Here is a 22,635-nt window from a genome sequence, read left to right as displayed (position 1 = left end):
CGATCGGTGCCCGCCCGGCGAGTAGGCTGGACGCCGTGAGTTCTGACACCAAGATCGACGGTACCGACGGTCCCCACCTGGACAGCGCCGAGGCGCTGGACCGGTCGCTGAGCGCCGCGCAGGCCCGCAGCGACCAGATCGAGCAGCAACTGGCCACCGACCCGAGCAACTTCCGCATGCTGACCGGGGACCGGCCCACCGGGCGGCTGCACCTGGGACACTACCTGGGCACCCTGGTCAACCGCGTGCGCCTGCAGGATCTCGGCCTGGAGACGATGGTGCTGGTGGCCGACTACCAGGTCATCACCGACCGGGACGAGACCGGCCGGCTGGCCGATGTGGTGCTGGAACTGCTCACCGACTACCTGGCCGTGGGCATCGACCCGGCCAAGTCCACGATCTTCGCCCACTCGGCGGTGCCGGCCCTGAACCAGCTGATGCTGCCGTTCCTGTCCCTGGTCACCGACGCCGAACTACGCCGCAACCCCACGGTCAAGGCGGAGTTCGAGGCCTCCGGAGGACGCCCGATGAGCGGTCTGCTGCTCACCTACCCGGTGCATCAGGCCGCCGACATCCTGTTCTGCAAGGCCAACCTGGTGCCGGTGGGCAAGGACCAACTGCCGCACCTGGAGATGTCCCGGGTGATCGCCCGCCGGTTCAACGAGCGCTACGGCGGCGGACGGCAGGTCTTCGGCGCCCCGGAGGCGCTGCTGTCACCCGTGGTGAACCTGCTGGGCACCGACGGGGTGCACAAGATGTCCAAGTCCAAGCACAACACCATCGACCTGGCGATGACCGAGGACGAGACGGCCCGGGCGCTCAAGCGCGCCGTCACCGACTCCGACCGGAACATCACTTATGACCCGCAGGACCGCCCGGCGGTGGCGAATCTGCTGTCCATGGCTGCGCTGTGCTCCGGGGCGGACCCTCGCGACCTGGCCACCCAGATCGGCGACGGCGGCGGTGGTGCGCTCAAGGCGCTGGTCACCGAGGCGGTCAACGAGCGCCTGCGGCCGGTACGTGCCCGTCGCGCCGAACTGGCCGCCGATCCCGGTTACCTGCTGAGGGTGCTGCGCGAGGGCAATGCCAAGGCCAACGAGATCGCCGACGCCACCCTCTCCGAGGTGCGCGAGGCGATGGAGATGGTCTACTGACCGGGCGCGGTTGCTGCGCCGGTGCCAGCGGTCAGCGCACCTTCAGCCGCGCGGTGAACGTGGCCCCGAAAGCCTGATCTGTTCGCGCGGTGATCCGGGTTCCGCCAGGGGCGGGTTCGACGTGCACGCCCTCATCGGCCTCGATCACCTCGGGAGCCCGCCCACCGCGCAACGTCAACGGGATCTGCGACCGGCCCATCGTCGGATCGGAGACGGCAATGTCGACCTCACCCCCCTGCTCACGCATCAGCACGCATGCCGGCCCCTCCACGCTGAGCAACCGGGCCCTGTGGGTGCCGGCGGAGAAACTGTTCATCGCGGTGATGCCCGAGGCGGGGTGGCGCACGGTCTGGGCGCGCTCGTCATTGGCCAGCACGTGCACGCCCCCATCGCGGTAGGCATCGGCCACCGCTGCGTCCCCACCGGGAACGATGACATAGGCCAGCTGCGGACGTTCATGGCTGACCGAGACCGTGAAGACCTGCCGGCTCACCACGGTGTCGGGGTTGCCGGCACGCACCGAGCGCAGGCTCTGCTCCACCTGCTCGTTACGGACCTCCACCGGGTCGCCGTCCAGGAGCGCATAGGCCACTGCGACCCCCGTGCTCTGGTTCGCCCACCGCAACCAGGCCAGATCGGCACGGTCCTGCCCCGTCCACGGACGGCCGCCAGGGTTCGCGCCGGTGATCTCGACCTGGTCCTGGGGGCCGGCCACCCGGGCATCCAGGGTGGTCGTCACCGGCCCGCGCTCGGCGGGGTCGGTGATGCCGGCCGCCAGCACCACCACGGCGTCGTCGAATCCGAACCAGGACTTCACCCCGCGCACCCCCGCGTAGGCGACGAAGTCCTCCGGCAGCAGCCCGGCCTGCTTGTCCCGGTAGGCCACGTCGTCGGACAACACGAGCGCCGCACTTCCGAACCCGTCCAGGGTGACGCCTCCGGAGTGGTCGGTGGTGCCCACCGGGAAGTAGACGTAGGTGTTCTGGGACTCCGAGGAGGAGGTGAACTCCAGCGGGTGGGAGGGGTTCTCGTACCAGAACTGTCCGTACAGCTCCGGGATGGTGGCGCGCTCCTCATCGGGTGCGCTGACGCCGGGCAACCGGTAGGGAGAGACGGTGGCCAGGAACCGGGCGCCGTAGGCTTCCTCCTGGTCCTGCCCGGCCAGGTACAGGTGGAAGGCGCCGTCACCGGAGAACCAGGGCATCAGGTTCTCCCCGTTCATGTACTCGTACTTGCTGATCCGCTCCGAACTGCGCGAGACCGTGAACGCGAACCCCGGCCGGCGGTGGACCATCCGTTCCATCGCGTTGTAGGCCACGCTCGACGCCTCCGGGTTCAGATCGGACGCCCGGACGTCGTCGTCGGCCATGATCTGCGCGTGCCGGACCACCGAGACCGGGGAGACCCAGGAGGTGGTGTCCGGCGGATTGGCCGCCGCGGTGGCCAGGTGCTTGACGTAACCGGCCAGCCGTTCTGCGCGCTCGGGTGAGCTGCGGTCGATCAGGTCCACCACCGCCTCGGCGACCGACCCCACGTCGGCATAGCCGGAGTTCGTCCGCGAGACGGCCCGGCCCTTGACGGCCTCCATCATCCAGCCCTCGAAGATCAGCGGGGCGAACCCGTCGGCGACCCAGTCGAAGACCACATCGGCCAGGTCGGTGGAATCCGAGCCGGCATCGGCCCCGTCCAAGATCTTGATGGTCTGCATCACCCGGGTCAGCAGGATGCGGCCGTAGGAGCCGGTGTAGGCCACTGTGTGGTGCTGGATGAAGGAGCCGTCGGCGTAGTAACCGTCGGTCACCCCGTGCTGCAGGTCGTAGGGATCGATGGTGGCATAGGCGGTGGCCTGGTCCGAGACGGCCTTGGAGATCCGCCCGGAATCGCCGGTGAGCGCGCCCTGCAGGATCCGGTTGGTGGTGATGTCGGCGAGGTTGGCACCGGTGTGGAAGCGTGAGTCCAGATCCACATCGCCGTCGGAGCCGTTGCGCAGGTAGTCATCCATGACCGCGACGTAGTCGCCCACCCGCTCCGGATCGGCCTCCTCGGCCAGCAGCACCAGCGTGCGGGTCAGGTGCGTGGGGATCCCGATCTCCCAGGCGTACCAGTTGCCGTAATAGCCGGAACCGGTGTCGGCGAGGAAGTCGGTGTGCACCCGGTGCACTTCGGTGAGCACGCGCTGACGTACCTCGACGTCCCCGACCAGATCCGACTCCACACCGGGCGTACAGGTAGCCAGGGCGATCTGGTACAACCGCTGCAACGTGGTGGACAGGTTGGCCTCGTTCTCACCGAGCGGCACGCCGGCGAAGACCTCATCCGGCCCGGCCGCCTCGAGTTGCCTCAGCCGGGTCCGGGCAGTGTCGTGGATGCGCTGCAACGACGCGGCGGCCGCCGGGTGGGCGTTCACCTCACCGGTGCCGGCGACCATCGCCACGGTGTTGTCCAGGATTCTCTCGTGATCGGTCACCGCGTCGGCCCTGGCCTGCAACCGGGGCCTCAGGGCAGCGACGGCCAGGCCCGCTGGAGCCAGGGCGAGCAGGTGACGGCGGGACATATGCACCATGGGTGAGCCTTTCGTGTTCGTCCTCGAACGCACCCGCCACCCAACCAGAAGGCACCGAAATTGGCAATGCCTTACTGCTTCAATGCTGGAAGGGTAACCCGCCTACCGAACCGGCCGCCCGGGTCGCACCCGCTACGATGCCGCGGCCACCAGTCCCAGTTCGGTGTCCCCCACCAGCAACTCGTGCGACGGCACGACGCGCACGGTGTAGCCGAACGATCCGGACTGATCCATGGTGAAGGTACGGGAGAACCGGTGCCGGCCCTGCTCGTATGCCTCCGCGTGGTGCAGGTCCGCCGTCGAGAAGTCCACGAGTTCGTCGTTGTCGAAGACGCTGCCGTACACGACCTGCACGCGCACATCCGCCGGGTCCAGTTCGCCGAGCGAGACGAACGCGTTCGCGGTGATCCGCTGGCCCACCTGGGCGGACTCCCCCGCCCCCTCGGACTCCACATGGTCCACCCGCACGCCGTCCCAGGCCGCGCGCAGCCGCTGCTTCCACTGCGCGAAGGCGACCGCGCCGGAGTGCCCCGGGCCGTCCATCGCCCGGGCCGCCGCCGCGGTGGGGGTGTACAGGTCGGTCACGTACTCGCGCAGCATCCGGGTGGCCTGCACCTTCGGGCCCAGCGTGGCCAGGGTGTGGCGGACCATCTCCAGCCACCGCTCGGGCACCCCGTCGGTCCGGTCGTAGAACCGGGGCACCACGGTGTTCTCCAGCAGGTCGTACAACGCCGCGGCCTCGAGATCATCGCGCCGGTCGGGGTCCTCGACGCCGTCCGCGGTCGGGATCGCCCAGCCATTGCGCCCGTCGTACATCTCGTCCCACCACCCGTCCAGGATGGACAGGTTCAAGGACCCGTTCAGGGCCGCCTTCATCCCCGAGGTCCCACACGCCTCCAGCGGGCGCAGCGGGTTGTTCAGCCACACGTCGGTGCCCGGGTAGAGGGCCTGGGCCATCTCGATGTCGTAGTTGGGCAGGAACACGATCCGGTGGCGGACCTCGGCGCTGTCGGCGAACTGCACCAGACGCTGGATCAGGCTGACGCCCTGCTCATCGGCCGGGTGGGACTTTCCGGCCACCACGATCTGCACCGGGCGTTCGGGGTCGGTCAGCAGCGCCTTGAGCCGGTCGGTGTCGCGCAACATCAGCGTGAGCCGCTTATACGTGGGCACCCGCCGCGCGAACCCGATGGTCAGCACGTCCGGGTCCAGCACGCCCTCTACCCATCCCAACTCGGCCGGAGATGCCCCGCGCCCCCGCCACGAGGCGTGCACCCGTTGGCGCGCATCGGCGACCAGGCGTTCACGCAGCCGGCGGCGCAACTGCCACAGGGTCGCGTTGTCCATCTGCTCGCTCAACCAGCCTGAGCCGTCGGCGATCTGCTCGGGTGTGAAGTACTCCGCCTGCGCCGCGGTGAACAGCGGATCGGTCCAGGTGGGGCCGTGCACCCCGTTGGTCACCGAGGTGATCGGCACCTCGCTGGTGTGGAAACCCGGCCACAACGCGGAGAACATCCCCCGCGAGACGCTGCCGTGCAACCGGGCCACGCCGTTGGCGTACTTCGCCATCCGCAGGCCCATCACCGCCATGTTGAACACGGTCGGGTCACCCTCGTGGTAGGTCTCCCGCCCCAGGGCCAGCACATCCTCGACGTCGACACCCTCGATGGCGTTGCCGTCGCCGAAGTAGGTGGCGATCAGGTCGGCGCCGAACCGGTCGATCCCGGCCGGGACCGGGGTGTGCGTGGTGAACAGGGTGCCGGCCCGCACCGCCTCCACCGCCGCGTCCCAGGGCAGGTTCTCACTGGCCACGAGTTCCCGCACGCGCTCCACGCCCAGGAACCCGGCGTGCCCCTCGTTGCAGTGGTACACCTCCGGGGTCGGGGCGCCGGAGAGCCTGGTGTAGGCACGCACCGCCTTCACCCCGCCCATGCCCAGCAGCAGTTCCTGCTGCAGCCGGTGCTCGCTGGTGCCTCCGTAGAGCCGGTCGGTGACGCCGCGGGCAGCCTCGTCGTTGTCGGGAACCTGGGAATCCAGCAGCAGCAACGGCACGCGGCCCACGTCGGCCCGCCACACCTGTGCGTGCAGCGTGCGCCCACCCGGCAGCGGCAGGCTGATGCGCACCGGGGCGCCGTCACCCTCGCGCAGCAGCGTCAGCGGCAGGTTGTCCGGATCCAGCAGCGGGTAGGTCTCGTGCTGCCAACCGTCTCGAGTCAGCGACTGGCGGAAGTAGCCGGAGTCGTACAGCAGCCCGACGCCGATGATCGGCACACCCAGGTCGGAGGCACTCTTGAGGTGGTCACCTGCGAGAATCCCCAGGCCACCGGAGTACTGCGGCAGAGCCGCGGTGATGCCGAACTCGGCGGAGAAGTAGGCCACTGCCGCGGGCAGCGCGTCCTCACCGGCCTCCGCTCGGCGCGCAGCCTCGCTCTGGTACCAGCGAGGCTCGTCGAGGTAGTCGTGCAGTTCCTGGACCTGCTGCCGGACGCGGACCACGAAGGCCTCATCCGCGGCGAGGTCGGCCAGGCGTTCGGTGGGGGTACCCGCGAGCAGACGCACCGGTTCCCCCCGCACCTCCCGCCACCGCTGCGAGTCGATGCTCTCGAACAGCGCGCGGGTCGGCTCATGCCAGGACCAGCGCAGGTTGCGGGCCAGATCGTCCAGACCCGCGATCGGCTCGGGCAACACGTTGCGGACGGTGAATCGGCGAATGGCTCTCACGCTCGCGAGCATAAGTCACGACCAGCACGTCGCACGAATACCGGCGCTGTGGGCTGCACCGCATCCGCCGCACCGCTCACCCCAGCAGCCACGCCACCCAGACCACCGCCGGCGCCACCACCAGCCCGCCACCCGCGCCCGTCCGTGCCACGGACCAATCGACACCGATCGGCACCTATCGGTCCACTCGACCTGCCACACACCGGCCCTTCTGGGTAGGTTCGGACTGTGACGTACCCGCAGCCAGTGCCCCAGAGCCCGATCGGGCGGATCCCCGTCCTCGACGTGACCCCCAGCGCCCAGGGCGGACGCTGGCCCACGAAGGCGGTCGTCGGCGAAGCGGTGCCGATCCGGGCCACCGTGTTCCGGGAGGGTCATGACGCGGTCGCGGCCACCGCGGTGCTGATCGCGCCCGATGGCACCGAGCACACCCGCACCCCGATGGTCGACGTCTCTCCCGGCAACGACCTGTTCGAAGCCACCGTGGTGCCCACCAGCACCGGCATCTGGACCTTCCGGGTGGAAGGCTGGTCCGACCCCTACGGGACCTGGCACCACGACGCCACGATCAAGGTGCACGCCGGGGTCGACACCGAACTGATGCTCGAGGAGGGTGCCCGCGTCCTGGAGCGCGCACTGGCCGAGGTCCGCAGGGCCGAGCCCCACCGACACCTGCTCTCCGATGCCGTCACCGCGCTGCGCGACACCTCCCGTCCCGCCTCCGTGCGCCTGGCCGCGGGCACCGCGCCCGAAGTGGTGGACCTGCTCAGCGCCGCCCCGCTACGGGACTATGTGTCGCCGTCGGCCACCTACACCCTGGTGGTGGACCGGCCGCTGGCGCTGGCCGGAGCCTGGTACGAGCTCTTCCCGCGCTCCGAGGGTGCCCGCCGGGACCCCGACACCGGGCACTGGGTCACGGGCACCCTGCGCACCGCGGCGGAACGGCTGCCGGCGATCGCGCAGATGGGTTTCGACGTGGTCTACCTGACCCCGATCCACCCGATCGGGACCACGAATCGCAAGGGTCGCAACAACACCCTGAACGCCCGGCCCGAGGACCCCGGCTCGCCGTACGCGATCGGGTCGCCCGACGGCGGCCATGACGCGATCCACCCCGACCTGGGTGATTTCGATGACTTCGACGCCTTCGTCGCCCGCGCCCGGGATCTGGGCATGGAGGTCGCCCTGGATGTCGCTCTGCAGGCCTCCCCGGACCATCCCTGGGTCACCGAGCGCCCCGAGTGGTTCACCACCCGCGCCGACGGCTCGATCGCCTACGCGGAGAACCCGCCGAAGAAGTACCAGGACATCTACCCGCTGAACTTCGACAACGACTACCCCGGGATCTACGCCGCGGTACGGGGCGTGCTGCAGACGTGGATCGATCACGGTGTCACGGCGTTCCGGGTGGACAACCCGCACACCAAACCGGTCCGGTTCTGGGAGGAGATCCTCGCCGACGTCCGCGCGGACCACCCCGACGTCATCTTCCTCTCCGAGGCGTTCACCAAGCCGGCGATGATGCACGCCCTGGGCATGGTGGGGTTCCACCAGTCCTACACCTACTTCACCTGGCGCCACTCCAAGGCAGAACTCGCCGCGTACTTCACCGAGGTGGCGCACGAGTCCGCGCACCTGATGCGGCCCAGTTTCTGGCCCACCACCCATGACATCCTCACCCCCTACATGCAGCAGGGCGGGCAGGCGGCGTTCGCGATCCGGGCGGTGCTGGCCGCCACCGGCTCCCCCACCTGGGGCGTCTACTCCGGCTACGAACTGGTGGAGCACATAGCCCGTCCCGGCGCGCAGGAGCAGATCGACAACGAGAAGTACGAGTTCAAACCCAGGGACTGGGAGGCCGCGCGGACCGAGTACGGCATCACCGACCTGATCACCCGGCTGAACCAGATCCGTCGTCGTCATCCGGCGTTGCAACAACTACGCAACCTGACCGTGCACCCCACCACCGACGACGCCACCTTCTGCTTCTCCAAACGCCTGCGCGCCGAACACGCCCCGGACGGGCGCGAGGACGTGGTGATCGTGGTGGTCAACACCGACCCCTACTCATCCCGCAGCGCCCACCTGGACCTGGACATGCAGGCTCTGGGCCTGGCCGCCGATGCCACCTTCACCGCCCACGACGAGCTCACCGGCGAGAGCTACCCGTGGAACGCGCGCCCGTGGGTGCACCTGGACCCGTTCGGACGGTGCGCCCACGTCCTGGAGGTGCAGACCGGATGAAGCGCCCGGCCCGCACCTTCGCCCTGCCCGGACCGGACCCCGGGGGGTCGGGCCTGAGCGAGGACCCGCACTGGTACACCACCGCGGTGTTCTACGAGGTGCTGCTGCGCGCCTTCTCCGACTCCGACGGGTCCGGGGCCGGTGACTTGCGCGGGTTGATCGACAACCTGGACTACCTGGCCTGGTTGGGCATCGACTGCCTGTGGCTGCCCCCGTTCTACCCCTCGCCGCTGCGCGACGGGGGTTACGACGTGGCCGACTACACCGCGGTGGCCTCCGAGTACGGCACCATCGATGACTTCACCGAGCTGATGCAGGCCGCCCACTCCCGTGGCATCCGGGTGATCATCGACCTGGTGATGAACCACACATCCGACGCCCACCCGTGGTTCCAGTCCTCCCGCTCCAACCCCGAGGGACCCTACGGGGACTTCTACGTCTGGCGTGACGATGACACCGAGTACTCCGATGCACGGATCATCTTCGTGGACACCGAGACCTCGAACTGGACCTTCGATCCGGTGCGCCGACAGTACTTCTGGCACCGGTTCTTCTCCCACCAGCCGGACCTGAACTTCGAGAATCCGCGGGTTCTCGAGGCCATGATGGACGTGGTCCGGTTCTGGTTGCGCAAGGGCGTGGACGGGTTCCGCCTGGACGCGGTGCCCTACCTGTTCGAGGAGGAGGGCACCAACAGCGAGAACCTGCCCGCCACCCACGAGTTCCTGGCCGACGTCCGGGCGATGGTCGATGCGGAGTTCCCCGGCCGGTTGATGCTGGCCGAGGCGAACCAGTGGCCCCGGGACGTGGTGGCCTACTTCGGCACCCCGGAGCGGCCGGAGTGCCACATGTGCTTCCACTTCCCGGTGATGCCGCGGATCTACTACGCGCTGCGGGAGCAGAGCGCCGGAGCGATCGCGGAGATCCTGGCCGATACCCCGGACATTCCCGCCGGGGCCCAGTGGGGCACGTTCCTGCGCAACCACGACGAGTTGACCCTGGAGATGGTCTCCACCGAGGAACGTGCGGCGATGTACGGCTGGTACGCCGAGGACCCGCGGATGCGCGCGAACGTGGGGATCCGCCGCCGGCTGGCGCCGTTGCTGGAGAACTCCCGCGCCGAGATCGAACTCGCCAACGCTCTGCTGTTGTCCCTGCCCGGCTCGCCGTGCCTGTACTACGGCGATGAGATCGGGATGGGCGACAACATCTGGTTGCCGGACCGGGACTCGGTGCGCACCCCGATGCAGTGGAACCCGGACCGGAACGCCGGGTTCTCCACCGCCGACCCGGGTAAGCTCTACCTGCCCACGGTGCAGTCGCTGACCAACCACTTCTCCTCGGCGAACGTGGAAGCGCAACTGGCGATCCCGACCTCGCTGTTGCACTGGGTGCGAGGCATCCTGCAGGTGCGCCGGGCCCACCCGGTGTTCGGCAACGGGGACTACATCCCGCTCACCTGCGACAACCACGCAGTGCTGGCGTTCCTGCGGCGCAATGACAACGAGACCGTCCTGTGCGTGATGAACCTGGCCAACACACCGCGCTCGGCCACGGTGGAACTGCCCGGTCTGGGTGGGGCGGGCCTGCAGGACGTCTTCGGCGGGACCGCGTTCCCGCCGGTGGCCGTGGCCGGTTCGCCGGGCCAATCCGCCGACGACGGCGAGACCGCCGACCGCGACGAGGTCGCGATGGGTGGGGCTGCCGTGGGCGGACCTGCGGTGGGTCCCGGCAGTGCCGACGACGGCGACCGCGCCCCGAGCAGCGAACGCGCCACTGCGGACGCGCGCAGCCAGGGCGCCACGGGCGTGGGCGGCGTGGGCGTGCATGGTGAAGGCGTGCCTGGTGAGGGCGTGGCAAGTGGGGCCGCCGATGCAGCCGCGCACGCCGACGACACCGGCGTGCGGCACCACACCCCGGACTATGCCCGGCACGACGGGGATACTCAGCCGGCACCCCCGGTGACTCACGCCCCCATCACCCCCACGCCGTCGGGCCCCGACGGCGTGGCCACATTCACGTTGGGTAGCCGGGACTTCTTCTGGCTGCAGGTTCGGGAGCGCCCGTGAGCACCGACCAGGACCCGCCGAAGGCACCTCCCGCCCTGAGCCCGGCCTTCGGGGACTTCCTGCCCGAGTGGTTGATGCGCCAGCGCTGGTACGCCGGCAAGGGACACACACCGGTGCTCTCCCGTGTGGGCGGACTGCGGTGGCAGGACCCCGAGGGCGAGGTGGGGATCGACACCCATTTGATCCTGGACTCCGCCGGGGACGAACCGGTGCTGTACCACGTGCCGCTCACCTACCGCGGGGAACCACTGCCGGAGCGGGTGGCCGGTCGGCGGGCGCTGGTGGCCACCGTCGAGCACTCCGAACTGGGGAAGCGCTGGATCTACGACGCCTGTTATGACCCGGTGTACGTGCAGGTGCTACTCGACTCCCTCACCGGTGCCGGCGCGTTACCGGATCTGCAGATCCGCACCGAGCCGGCACCGCCGGACTCGCAGCGCTCCGATCCGCCTCCGGTGCGGTCCGAGCCGGCGCCCGACGCCGCACGCGTCACGGTGCGCTCCTCCCGCGTGCTGCGCGGGGAGCAGTCCAATACCTCGATCGTGGTGAACGCCGAGGACGGGACCGGTCCCGGCGGGGATCAGGCGCGCGCTGCCGGGGATCCGGTGCGCGCTCCGGTGCATGCGGCCGGTGCTGCCGAGCACGCTGACCCCGAGCACCCCGAGCACCCCGAGCACCCCGAGCACCCCGAGCAGGTGATCATCAAAGTGTTCCGCGTGCTGCGGCCCGGCGCCAACCCCGAGGTCCAGGTGCAGTCGGCGCTGGCGGCCGGCGGCAGCAGGCTGGTCCCGGCTCCGGTCGGGGCGCTCTGGGCCTCCTGGCTCCCGGAATCCGGTGGGCACCTGGCCTTCGCAAGTGAATTCCTTCCCGGCGGGAGCGATGGTTGGACGCTGGCGCTGCAGTCCGCCGCCGGCACCGGCACTACTAGCACCGGCACCGGCACTAGCACTCGTGACTTCACCGCCGAGGCCTTCGCCCTGGGCGAGGTAACCGCCCACCTGCACCAGCAGCTGCGCTCGGTGTTCGGGTCCGCTGGGCCGGCGGAATACGCCCAGGACGGCGATGGGGCGGATGCTGATCAGATCGAACTTGCTGATCAGGCCGAACAAGCCCGCGCCCATCTGATCGTCGACGTGCGCTCCCGCTTCGCCACCGCCGCGGCCGAAGTCCCCGACATCGCCGGGTACGCCGGCGCGCTCGAGCAGATGATCGCCGACGCCCTCGCCGAACCCGACTGGCCACCGGTGCAGCGCGTGCACGGCGACTATCACCTGGGCCAGCTGCTGCACACTCCCGACCGTGGCTGGGTGGTGCTGGACTTCGAGGGCGAACCGTTGCGCCCGATCGCCGAACGCACCGCTCCGTCCTTCGCACTGCGTGACGTAGCCGGGATGCTCCGCTCGTTCGACTACGCCGCCGGCTCGGTAGCCGCTGGCGCCCCGCCGCCCGGCGAGGCCCCGCCCACGGCCGGACTCCCGCCGTCGGGCATCCCATCGCCGTCGACCCTCCGGTCGGACTGGGCGCGCGGCACCCGGGCGGCGTTCCTGGACGGCTATGCCCGCACCGCCGGCGCCGAAGCGATGAACCATCCGGCGCTGCTGCGTCTGCTCGAGATCGACAAGGCCTGCTACGAGGCCACCTACGAAGCCCGCAACCGTCCCGACTGGGTGCACATCCCCGTGTCCGCCATCCGGTCTCTCTTCGAGGAGCACACCGTGACAACCCCGGATCCGCACACCCCGCCCGCCTCGTCCCCATCCACAGAACCTGAGCCGCCGGCGGCCGATCCGGCAGCCCTCGCCCCCGCCGCCCCGGCTCCGGCCGAGTCCGACCAGACCGACCCCGCAGTCACGCCGATCCGCGTGGACGCCGCCACCCTGGCCGCCGTCGCCCGTGGTGAGCACCACTCCCCCCACGACGTGCTCGGCGCCCACGTCGCCGATGAGGTGGTCACCTTCCGCAGCCTGCGCCGGTTCGCCGAGCAGGTCCGGATCGTCACCGACACCCAGTACCTCGAGGCCAGCCACGAACAGGACGGCATCTGGGTGGCCACCATGCCCGGTGCCCACGTTCCCGACTACCGGGTGGAGGTCACCTACGACCGGAGGGCCTCCGTCGTCGATGATCCCTACCGGTTCTGGCCCACCCTCGGGGAGGTGGACCTGCACCTCATCGGTGAGGGACGCCACGAGCGGCTCTGGCAGGTGCTGGGTGCACACGTGCGCACCTTCCCCTCCGAGCTCGGGACGGTCCGTGGAACCTCGTTCGCGGTCTGGGCGCCGAACGCACAGACCGTGCGCGTGGTGGGCGACTTCAACAACTGGGACGGGACCGCCCACGCGATGCGCGTCCTGGGCGGCACCGGGGTCTGGGAGTTGTTCATCCCCGGCGTCGGGGTCAACAACACCTACAAGTTCGAGATCCGCGGGTCCGACGGCACCTGGAAGTCCAAGGCCGACCCGATGGCCCGGGCCACCGAGCACCCCCCGGCCACCGGGTCGGTGGTGACCGATTCCCACTACGTCTGGGGCGACGGGGACTGGATGTCCGAACGCGCGCAGCAGGACCCCCACACCGGTCCGTTCAGCGCCTACGAGGTGCACCTGGGTTCCTGGCGGCCCGGGCTGGGCTACCGGGAACTGGCCGAGGAACTGGTGGAGTACGTCGCCTGGATGGGCTTCACGCACGTGGAGTTGATGCCGGTGGCCGAACATCCCTTCGGGGGATCGTGGGGCTATCAGGTCACCTCCTACTACGCTCCATCCTCCCGGTTCGGCAGCCCGGATGAGTTCCGCTACCTGGTCGACGCGCTGCACCGGGCCGGCATCGGGGTGATCGTAGACTGGGTCCCGGCGCACTTCCCCAAGGATGACTTCGCCCTGGCCCGCTTCGACGGCACGGCGCTGTACGAGGACCCCGACCCGATGCGCGGGGAGCAGATGGACTGGGGCACCTACGTGTTCAACTTCGGGCGCAACGAGGTCCGCAACTTCCTGGTCGCCAACGTCCTGTACTGGCTGCGCGAGTTCCACATCGACGGGCTGCGGGTGGACGCGGTCGCCTCGATGCTGTACCTGGACTACTCGCGCAAGCCGGGCCAGTGGCGCCCGAACGTGCGCGGCGGACGGGAGAACCTGGAGGCGATCCAGTTCCTGCAGGAGGCCAACGCGACGGCGTACCGCACCTCCCCGGGGATCATGATGATCGCCGAGGAGTCCACCGCCTGGCCCGGGGTGACCTCCCCCACCGAGGCGGGCGGGCTCGGCTTCGGGCTGAAGTGGAACATGGGCTGGATGAACGACACGCTGCGCTATCTGGCCGAGGAGCCCGTCAACCGGCGCTACCACCACGGGGAGTTGACGTTCTCCCTCGTCTACGCCTTCTCGGAGCAGTTCGTGCTGCCGCTCAGTCATGACGAGGTGGTGCATGGGAAGGGGTCGCTGCTGCGCAAGATGCCCGGTGACCGATGGCAGCAACTGGCCGGGGTGCGGGCGTTGCTGGCCTACCAGTGGTCGCACCCGGGCAAGAAGTTGCTGTTCATGGGCTCGGAGTTCGCCCAGGAGGCCGAGTGGTCGGAATCGGCGTCGCTGGACTGGGCCCAGGGTGACTCGCCGGAGCACTCCGGGGTGCGTTTGGCGATGAAGCGACTGAACGAGGTCTACCGTGAGCATCGCGCGTTGTGGGCCGAGGACTTCAGCCACGCCGGCTTCGAGTGGCTGGAGGCCAACGACGGCGACCACAACGTGCTGGCGTATCTGCGCAAGAGCAGTGCGGCGGAGCCCGGCAGGGTGCGGGACGCCTCCGATGGAGCGGGGAACACCTCCGACCGGGTGGGGACCGACCCCGATCGAGCAGGGCATGATCCCGACGGGGCTGGCAACGCCCCGGACAGGGCGAGGGCCGACTCCCACATGGCGGGCATCGGCTCCGACGTGGTCGCGGTCGTGGTGAACTTCGCGGGTACCCCGCACGAGAACTACCGCGTGGGCCTGCCGCACGGCGGGGCCTGGGACGAGGTCTTCAACTCCGACGCCACCGAGTACGGCGGGTCCGGAGTTGGCAACCTCGGGCAGGTACGGGCCGAGGAGGTGCCCTGGCGAGGTCAGCGGTACTCGGTCGCCCTGCGGGTACCTCCGCTGGGGGCGGTGTTCCTGGCGCCCGCGAGGGACTGACCCAGGCAGCTCACCGCCCCATTCCTCGAACGCGCGTGCGGAGAATGTCAGTGGTCGGCGATACCGTGGTTCCATGCCCAGCACCGCTGCTCAGCACCCGGGGGTACGCACTCCGGGCGATGACCCCTGGAGCGAGCGGAGAAGGGCGGCCCGGGCGCTGGCGGGCACGCATCCGCACCGGCGGATCTTCAAGCGCCTGAAGTCGTACCTGAGCAGTGGGACCACCGATGCCGGCGTGCTGACCGAGATGGTGGCGTGCTGCCGTCGACTGCGCTCGAACCTGGATGGCATCGAGGCGGAGATCCTGCAGCGTCTCCAGGACGCCCATCCCGGCACTGGGACAGCCGAGGAACTCGCCGCCCGGCTACGGATCACCACCGCCGCAGCCGACCGGATGCTGAACCGGGCAGCAGCCCTGGATGACTATGCGGAAGTGCACTTCGCCCTCCTCGGCGGAGAGATTGACCTACCGAAGGCCGAGGTGTTCATCGACGCCACCAGGACGTTGCCCGATGCCCAGGCACGCGCGATCCACCGCACCCTGTTGCCGGAGGCTCCGGACCTGACCTCCGGACAGTTGCGCCACCGTCTGCGCGCGGCCGTCCTAGCGGTGGATGCCGACCTTGCGCAGGAGCGGCATGAAGAAGCCGCCACGCAGCGCCATGTCAGCGTCACCGCGGCCGACGACGGCATGGCGTATCTGACCTTCTACCTGCCGGCAACCGAAGCCGTCGCGGCCATGACGACGCTGGACTGCCTCGCGGTCAAGGCCGATCCGGACGACGACCGTCCGGTCGGGGCGCGCCGCGTGGACGCCTTCACCGACTTGATCAACCAGACGATGACCAGCGGTCGGACCCCGGAGGGACGGCCGGTGCCGACCCAGCACCGCAAGCGCCCGCACCTGGTCCTCACCATCGCCCAGTCCACTCTCGACGGCGACGACGACTCGCCGGGTTACCTCGCCGGCTACGGCCCTCTCTCGGCTGAGGTGGTCCGGCACCTGGCCGCAGAGAGCGTGCCGTCCCCGACGGTCGCGGGCACCAACGCGGCGCATGCGGAAGTCGCAACCACCAACAGCCGGGGCAAGGGAACCGATGCCACCGCGGCCCAGGGCGAGGGAACCAGCACCACAACCGTGCAGGCCGAGGACGCTGCCGGCACGGCGGGTGAGGTCGAGGCGACCACCCCCACGGCGGCCCAGGCCGAGGACGCGGCCGATGGTGCGGAAGCGGCCCAGGCCGCGGCACCCGCCGTCGCAGTCGCCCAAGCCGAAAGAACTCACGCCGCAGGCACTCGCGTCCGGGGAACCGACATCACAACCGCCCGAGCAGGACGGGTCACGACCAGGGCGATCCGCACTGACGCCTTCACCGGCACGCTGCTCCCGCCGAACCCGTCACCGGTGACCTTTGTGAGCCCAACTCCGCAGGGCTGCTTGCTTGACCACGATCCGATCGCCTCGATCTTCGAACGACTCCAACGCCGTCAACCAACCCGGTCAGAGACGCCGAATGTCCGGACGGACGCGAACGGAACAAAGCCCGACGACGCAGCCGACCCCGTTGCCGTCATGGCGGCGCTGGGGATCCTCAGCAGTGACACCTATCAACCGGCAGCGGCCCTGCGCGAGTACATCCTCACCCGGGACGCGACCTGCCGGTTCCCCACCTGTCGCCAGCCGGCCCGGCGCTGCCAGTTTGACCACATCGTCGCTTTCGACCCCACCCGGCCGGCCTGGACCCAGACGCACCTGGGCAATCTGCACCTGCTGTGCGCCCGGCACCATCAACTCAAGACCGCCGGAGTCTGGTCGGTTCGCCGTGATCACCACACCGGAGACACGCACTGGACCTCACCACTGGGCTTCCACCACACCAAGCCCGCCGAGGTCGTCGATCCTGCTCATCACACCGACAAACTGGTCCGCGCGCTGATAACCATCCGGGCCGAGCACGCCGAGGATCCCGGATGGCTCAACCGGGCCGCCCCGGTCAGTCCCGGAATCGCCAGCGACGCCGAACTCGACGAACTCACCGGTCGCGATCCCACGCCACTGGACCGACATCGTGTCCAGGATTTCCCGAGCACCACCGGACCTCCGCCGTTCTAACGGGCGGCGGGGTGCTGGAGCGCGCGGTGTGGTGTGGCGTAGCGACGCCGTCACGCTCAGTACAGCGCGACAGCCAGTTCGCGCCGGGCCTTGAGCAGTTCCGGCGAGCCCTCGGGCACGATGAGGAAGAGTTCGAGAAGTCGCTTGCGTGCGCGCTCCCGATCGTCGCCGGCCGTTACCCGCACCAGCGAGATCAGCCGGGAGAAGGCCTGCTCGATCTGCCCACTGGCGGCCTCGACGTCGGCGGCGGCAAGGTGAGCCTCGACGTCGTCCGAGGCGGCCTGGGCCACCGTAGTGAGCACGCTCTGGATATCCAGACCGGAGAGCCGCCGGCCCAGGTCCACCTGGGCCAGGCCGGCCTTCGCTTCGGCATCGGCCGGGTTCTCCTTCAACCCTTGCTCGAATGCCTCGGCAGCGGCGTCCAGGTCGTCATTCTCGATCGCGTCGTAGGCGGCCTGGATGTGCGGCGGCAACGGCTCCTCGGCGGCCTCCTCACCGTCCTCATCCTCAGCCGGTTCCTCCACGCCCTCGACCTTGCCGGTCACCCCGTTCTCGGCCGCGACCCGGAGCACCTCATCGATCACCGCGCGGATCTGCTCGAGTGGCTGCGGTCCCTGGAACAGCGGTAAGGGCTGGCCCTTGATCACCGCGCAGACCGCCGGGGCGCCCTGCACCTGGAAGGCCTGCGCGATCTGTGGGTAGGCGTCCACGTCCGCGCGGGCCAGCAGGAACCGTCCGCCGTACTCCCCGGCCAGGGTCTGCAAGGTCGCGCTCAACTCTCCCGAGGCGGGCGAGCGGGGCGAGCGCAGATCGATGATCACCGGCACCTCGACCGAACGCTGCACGACCTCCTGGAAGGACTGCAGCGTCACGTCGACCACTGCGCCGCCGCCCGAGGACGGCGCCTCGCCACCGGGCGGCGACGGGGGTGCGGACAGGCTCGACAGGTCCACGGCGCCGCGCAGGTTGATGGACGGTTGACTCATCGCACTCTTCCTCGCTGGTTCACGAATCTCACTCCTCGGAGACATCCGCGAGAACACGCTCCACACCGAGCACGGTGATCTGGGCGTCCTCCTGCTCCGTCGGCACGTACAGCGCCACCATCACATGGTAGGTGCCGCGCAGGCTTTCGTTCACTTCGCCGTCGTCCTCCGACAGCGCCGCCAACTGCCCGCCCACCTCGACCTCGCCGTCGTCCTCGGTCTTGGTGAAGGTGTGTCGGGTGCGCATCGCCCCGATCACCACCACCCCGCCGTCGGCGGTCAGCATCGCGACCGTGTCGTCCTCACGCACCGCGGTGTCATGGGTGAACTCACCGGCCGCTTCCACGTTCTCCGACAGGGTCTGCGCCTCCTGCTCGACGAGTTCGCGGAAGGGCTCCTCGGCGAAGTCATCGGCGAACTCACTGTCCTCACCCTCGGTGAGCAGGTCGGCGTAGTTCTCCAGCGCCTGTTGGGGGCTGGTCAGGAAACTGTCATCTGCTGGATCAACGGGGGTACTCCCGATCTCGGCCACGTCGGTCTGCGGGGTCGTCACGCCGGGCAGCAGCCGCACCCACGAGAACATCCGGTACGGCTCCTGCGGAGTCTCCTGGCGCAGACCGATCAGCAGGGGGCTGTTGGCCTCATCGGGGATCTCGGTGATCACGAACACCGCTCTGGGCCACTCCTCGGTGGCGGCCACGATCGAGACCGCGCTGGAGGTGGTCAACGGCTGCAGGCCGGTCTCGTCGTCGGTGTCGGCGGTGGCGCTGCGCAACCGGTACTCCGCTGTGCGCACCGCCAGCGCCGGGTCCTCCATCCGCTCGGCGAGGATGTCGCCGTCGGACTCTTCATCGGCGGCGTTGATGTGTTCCTCGATATCGGCCAGCACGCGCTCCAACCGCGGCACATCCAGTACCGGCTGGGCCTCGGTCTCCTCGGGGTCGGGCGACACCTCGGGAATCTCCGGTGTGCAGGCGACAAGCAGTACCGCCAGTGCCGCACCGACAAGTGCCGCCACACGGTTCCGACGGATCATCGGTTGTCCTCCTGCTGAATACCCCAGGTCTTTCGCCACCGCGCCCCCGAACTGTGCGGGTCCTCGGTGTCCAACGGCTCCGGTTCGCCTTCAGGTAGGTCCTCGGGCGCCTCCGGCTCAGGGGCGTGGCGCTCCTTCCGGCCCCACAACTTCTGCCACCGCACCGGAGGCCGTTCCTCGTCGTAGTCCTCCCTGGTTCCAGGCTCGTCCCCGGCTTCGGGCTCGACCGCTGCGGCGTCGTACTCGGCCTGCTCCGGTGTGGCCGCGCTCGGGGACAGGCCACTCCCGGGGGCAGATTCAGTTCCGGCTGGTGTTGCACCGGGTGCGGCGGCCGGGTACGTGCGGATCGGGCCCGCCTGCGTGCCACTTCGGCCGCTGCTGACCCAATCCGACAGTTCCGTGGCGGAGTGCTCGGCGTCCGCCTCGGCGTCGGTTCCGTGCCGGGCATCCAGGCGGTCGGCCCCGTCCGCACCGGCAGCACCGTCGCCGTCGGCCACATCCTGGCCCTCGACCGTGCCCTCGCCGTCGGCCTTCTGCTTCGCCGGACCGGACCCGAACCTCCACCACGCGCGCTTCGCGCTGGCACGCTCGGCCTCCTGTCGGGCACGCTCACGCTCGCGCAGTTCCCGCCGGGTCAGGGGCTCTCCGTCGGCGCCGAGCACGCTGGTGGGCAGCTCGCCGGTATCGGTCGGCGGTTCCTCGGCGTCATCCCGCTCCGCAGCACCCGCCTCGGCGCTGGGCCAGCCAAGCCGTTCGGCGTAACTGAGTTCGTCATCGGTGGTCGGCTCACGGTGGCGACCCTCGCGGCGCGCCGGGACCTGGGTGTCGACCACCTCGCTCTCGGTGCGGGCCCGGCGGGCTCGTGCGGTCTCCCGATCCATCAGCAGGAACAGGATCAGGGCGATCAACCCGGCCAGTACCAGCACGCCGCCGACGATCAGGCCTGGAACCAGCAGCGGAGTCTCCACCTCGCGGTCCCACGTCAGTTCCACCTGCGGAGCGGGTTCGGTTCCGTCGGAGGCGGCGAGCAGCACCCAGCGCCCGGGCACCACGGTCCACTCATACGTCAACTCGGCGGTACCGGTGACCTCTTCGATCCACAGGTCCGAACCGGCCGGGTCCGGCAGGATCGGCTCCTCGGCGGCGTCCTCGTCCTCGGCGGCCTCCTCGTCCTCGGTGGCCTCGTCCTCGTCGGGTTCGGGCTCGACCGCCTCCACCTGGCGGACCGCCAGCTGCTCCCACGTGGTCAGGCCGGTGATCTCCACATAGGGCGCCCCGTCGATCCAGGCGTGCACGTCCGCCTCGCGGCCCATCGCCAGCACCACCGGGGTGGAGTCCGTGGCACCGACCACCCGCACCTCGACGGTGTCGTCCACCATGTCCAGCACGCCGGGAGCGGTCACGACCACCGGCTCCTGGGGCGCCGCCGGCATGGTTGCGGTGACGCGGTCGTCAGGACGCCAGAAGGTCGCCGAGCCCACCGCCCCGACCAGGGCGGCGATTCCGATCACGATGATCGCGATCGCGATGATGCGTCGAAGCACGAGCTAGGAGTCCTCCAGGTTGCGCGGGACGCCGGACCGACTCCGGCGCCAGTCAACAATACGTGACCAAACCGTGATCTAGCACCATCCTGTGCCGCGCAACACAACCCGACACTTCACGCACACACGGCCTGCACACCACTCCGGGGGCCCGGTGCTCCACGTGCTCGGTTCCGCCGGCTCCCCTTGGGCGCCCCGATCCAGACGGACTACGCTGTGGTTTGCTCATCCCTAGCGAAGGAGGCCACGTGGCCGAGGCCGGTTCGAACTTCCCTGTCGTCATGCGTGGATACGACCGCGCCCAGGTCGATCACCACATCCAGTCGCTGCAACGCCAGTTGGACGATGTGCGCGAACAGGTGGAGGCGCTGGACACGGCGAACATGCAGATCTCCGGCGAACTCTCCGAGGCGCAGGCGCAGTTGCGTGAGGCCGAGAAGCCCTCCTACTCCGGCCTGGGCTCCCGGGTCGAGCAGTTGTTCCGCTCCGCCGAGGAGCAGTCTGCGGACCTGCTCACCCAATCGGACGCCCAAGCCAAGGACATCGTGGCCCGCGCGCACGCCAACGCCGAGCACCTGACCGAACAGGCAGAGAGCGAGGCTGCCGAACTACTCGCCAGCGCCCGCCGGGATGCGGCCACCGAGCGGCAGTCCGCCCAGGCCCAGGCCGAGGGCACCATCACTTCCGCCCGAAGCCGCGCCGAGGAACTGGTCTCCTCCGCCGAGCGGGAGGCGGCCCGGATCACCAGTGAGACCAACGCCGAGCTCAGCGAGAAGCGGGCCAGCCTGGACCGTGAGCTGGGCACGTTGCGCGCCACCACGGAGAACGAGACCACCCAGGTGCGGGTGAACAGTGAGCGCGCCGCCCGCGAACTCAAGGCCGCCAGCGAGGCCGAGGCCGAGGAGTTGCGCGCCCAGGCGCGCGCCGAGGCCGAGGCGCTGCGCGAGGACGCGATCCGGGAGGCCGATGCCGTCCGCGCCACCGCCCAGACCGAGGCCAGCGAGATCCTGCGTGCCGCCAACGCCGAGGCCGAGACCACCCGCCGGTCCGTCGCGGAGTTGCAGGAGGAGGCGGCCCTGGAGATCGCCGCCCGTCGCCAGGCCGCCGAAGAGGCAGACGCCGCGAACCATGAGCAGGCCCGTGCCGAGACCGAGAACATGATCACCCAGGCGCAGAAGCACGCCGAGGACGCCGAGGCCCGGGTCGCCGAGGCACTGGAGCAGGCCGAGAAGGTCCGCACATCGGCGGAGGAGCAGGCCGCCCAGATCATCGCCGATGCCCAGGCCAGTGCGGACCGGATCACCACCGAGGCGCGCGAGAACGCCGACCGGCTGCGTACCGACACCCGTGCCGAGACCGACCGCGAGCGCCGCAGCGCCCAGCGCCACCTCGATGAACTCGAGGATCAGCGCCGGACCATCACCGGCTACCTCGATGAGTTGCGGGGGCTGTTGGGGTCGGGACAACTCAACCAGGCGGCGGAACTGGCCGACCAGGGCTCGGCGCCGGAGCAGATCTCGGGCTCCAGTGCCGGGACCGGTTCCGATCCGGATGAGGGTGCGGACGGGGACATGGGACCAGCCACGAGTACCGGCGGGGACGCCGAGGTCGACGCGGATGCCGAGGCGGAGGCGCGCGCAGACGCGGACACGAGCGCAGACGCAGACGCAGACGCAGACGCCGGAGCGTCCGGCGACACAGTCGACACCATCGACGCCGATGCCGAACCCGTGACCGATGATGCCCAGCCCACCGAGGTGATGGTCGCCGTGGGTGCCGAACCGGGCCCCGAGGATGATCCAGCCGGCCCCGAGGCTCAGGCCGAGGCGATGGCCGATGCCGTCGCCGACGAGCAGGAAGCGGCCGAGGAGCAGGTTGAGGCCGACGAGCAGGGAGTGGCCGAGGTTGAGACCCGTGCAGGGGACGCCGACCCGGATGAGACCGTGGTCATCGAACCCATCGGTGTAGCCGAGGACGACGAGCCGCAGCGCTGAGCACCGGGCGGCCTGAGGCCTCCGATGCTCCCTCGGGCT

At 69.8% G+C, this 22,635-nt stretch carries 11 protein-coding genes; 6 read left to right on the top strand and 5 right to left on the bottom strand.

What is annotated here, in order from left to right:
• The first annotated feature begins 53 nt into the window (after positions 1 to 53).
• A complete protein-coding gene (gene trpS, locus ACPL7H_RS09965) occupies positions 54 to 1,154 on the top strand; it encodes a tryptophan--tRNA ligase (protein ID WP_424796915.1) in 1,101 nt (366 codons plus the stop codon).
• Positions 1,155 to 1,185: 31 nt separating this feature from the next.
• On the opposite strand, the gene ACPL7H_RS09960 is transcribed toward trpS, so the two are convergent.
• Positions 1,186 to 3,717 carry a polysaccharide lyase family 8 super-sandwich domain-containing protein gene (locus ACPL7H_RS09960; protein ID WP_424796776.1) on the bottom strand — a complete coding sequence of 844 codons (2,532 nt, stop codon included), beginning with the start codon at positions 3,715 to 3,717 and terminating at the stop codon, positions 1,186 to 1,188.
• 132 nt (positions 3,718 to 3,849) lie between these two features.
• Positions 3,850 to 6,438 carry an alpha-glucan family phosphorylase gene (gene glgP, locus ACPL7H_RS09955; protein ID WP_424796775.1) on the bottom strand — a complete coding sequence of 863 codons (2,589 nt, stop codon included), beginning with the start codon at positions 6,436 to 6,438 and terminating at the stop codon, positions 3,850 to 3,852.
• A 228-nt stretch (positions 6,439 to 6,666) separates the two neighbouring features.
• Here glgP and ACPL7H_RS09950 point away from each other — a divergent pair, with 228 nt between their 5' ends.
• From ACPL7H_RS09950 to ACPL7H_RS09935, 4 genes are all read left to right on the top strand, one after another.
• Positions 6,667 to 8,682, top strand: a complete 2,016-nt coding sequence (locus ACPL7H_RS09950; RefSeq protein WP_424796774.1) for an alpha-1,4-glucan--maltose-1-phosphate maltosyltransferase — start codon at positions 6,667 to 6,669, stop codon at positions 8,680 to 8,682.
• The gene (gene treS / locus ACPL7H_RS09945; protein WP_424796773.1) at positions 8,679 to 10,751 is read left to right on the top strand and encodes a maltose alpha-D-glucosyltransferase; all 2,073 of its coding nucleotides are present in this window, start codon (positions 8,679 to 8,681) and stop codon (positions 10,749 to 10,751) included. The genes ACPL7H_RS09950 and treS overlap by 4 nt, the downstream gene beginning before the upstream one ends.
• Positions 10,748 to 14,923 carry a 1,4-alpha-glucan branching protein GlgB gene (gene glgB, locus ACPL7H_RS09940; RefSeq protein ID WP_424796772.1) on the top strand — a complete coding sequence of 1,392 codons (4,176 nt, stop codon included), beginning with the start codon at positions 10,748 to 10,750 and terminating at the stop codon, positions 14,921 to 14,923. The genes treS and glgB overlap by 4 nt, the downstream gene beginning before the upstream one ends.
• 73 nt (positions 14,924 to 14,996) lie before the next feature.
• Positions 14,997 to 17,036 (top strand): DUF222 domain-containing protein, encoded by a 2,040-nt coding sequence (locus ACPL7H_RS09935; protein WP_424796771.1) that lies wholly within the window; start codon positions 14,997 to 14,999, stop codon positions 17,034 to 17,036.
• A 56-nt stretch (positions 17,037 to 17,092) separates the two neighbouring features.
• On the opposite strand, the gene ACPL7H_RS09930 is transcribed toward ACPL7H_RS09935, so the two are convergent.
• Genes ACPL7H_RS09930 through ACPL7H_RS09920 form a run of 3 tightly spaced genes read right to left on the bottom strand, consistent with a single transcriptional unit; the run spans position 17,093 to position 20,602 of the window.
• Complete coding sequence (locus ACPL7H_RS09930) at positions 17,093 to 18,022, bottom strand: tetratricopeptide repeat protein (protein WP_424788563.1); 930 nt, start codon at positions 18,020 to 18,022, stop codon at positions 17,093 to 17,095.
• A gap of 28 nt (positions 18,023 to 18,050) precedes the next feature.
• Positions 18,051 to 19,058: a hypothetical protein gene (locus tag ACPL7H_RS09925; protein WP_424788564.1), complete on the bottom strand. Its 1,008-nt coding sequence runs from the start codon at positions 19,056 to 19,058 to the stop codon at positions 18,051 to 18,053.
• Entirely contained in the window at positions 19,055 to 20,602 is a 1,548-nt protein-coding gene (locus ACPL7H_RS09920; protein WP_424796770.1) for a hypothetical protein, read from the bottom strand. Before ACPL7H_RS09920 ends, ACPL7H_RS09925 begins: the two co-directional genes overlap by 4 nt.
• A gap of 248 nt (positions 20,603 to 20,850) precedes the next feature.
• Here ACPL7H_RS09920 and ACPL7H_RS09915 point away from each other — a divergent pair, with 248 nt between their 5' ends.
• On the top strand, positions 20,851 to 22,596 hold the full coding sequence (locus tag ACPL7H_RS09915) for a DivIVA domain-containing protein (RefSeq protein WP_424796769.1): 1,746 nt from the start codon (positions 20,851 to 20,853) through the stop codon (positions 22,594 to 22,596).
• Positions 22,597 to 22,635 lie beyond the last annotated feature (39 nt).

The sequence above is a fragment of the Pseudactinotalea sp. Z1732 genome, assembly GCF_049724975.1.
Lineage (GTDB): Bacteria > Actinomycetota > Actinomycetes > Actinomycetales > Beutenbergiaceae > CALKWS01.
This window is presented reverse-complemented; position numbering and strand designations above follow the sequence as displayed.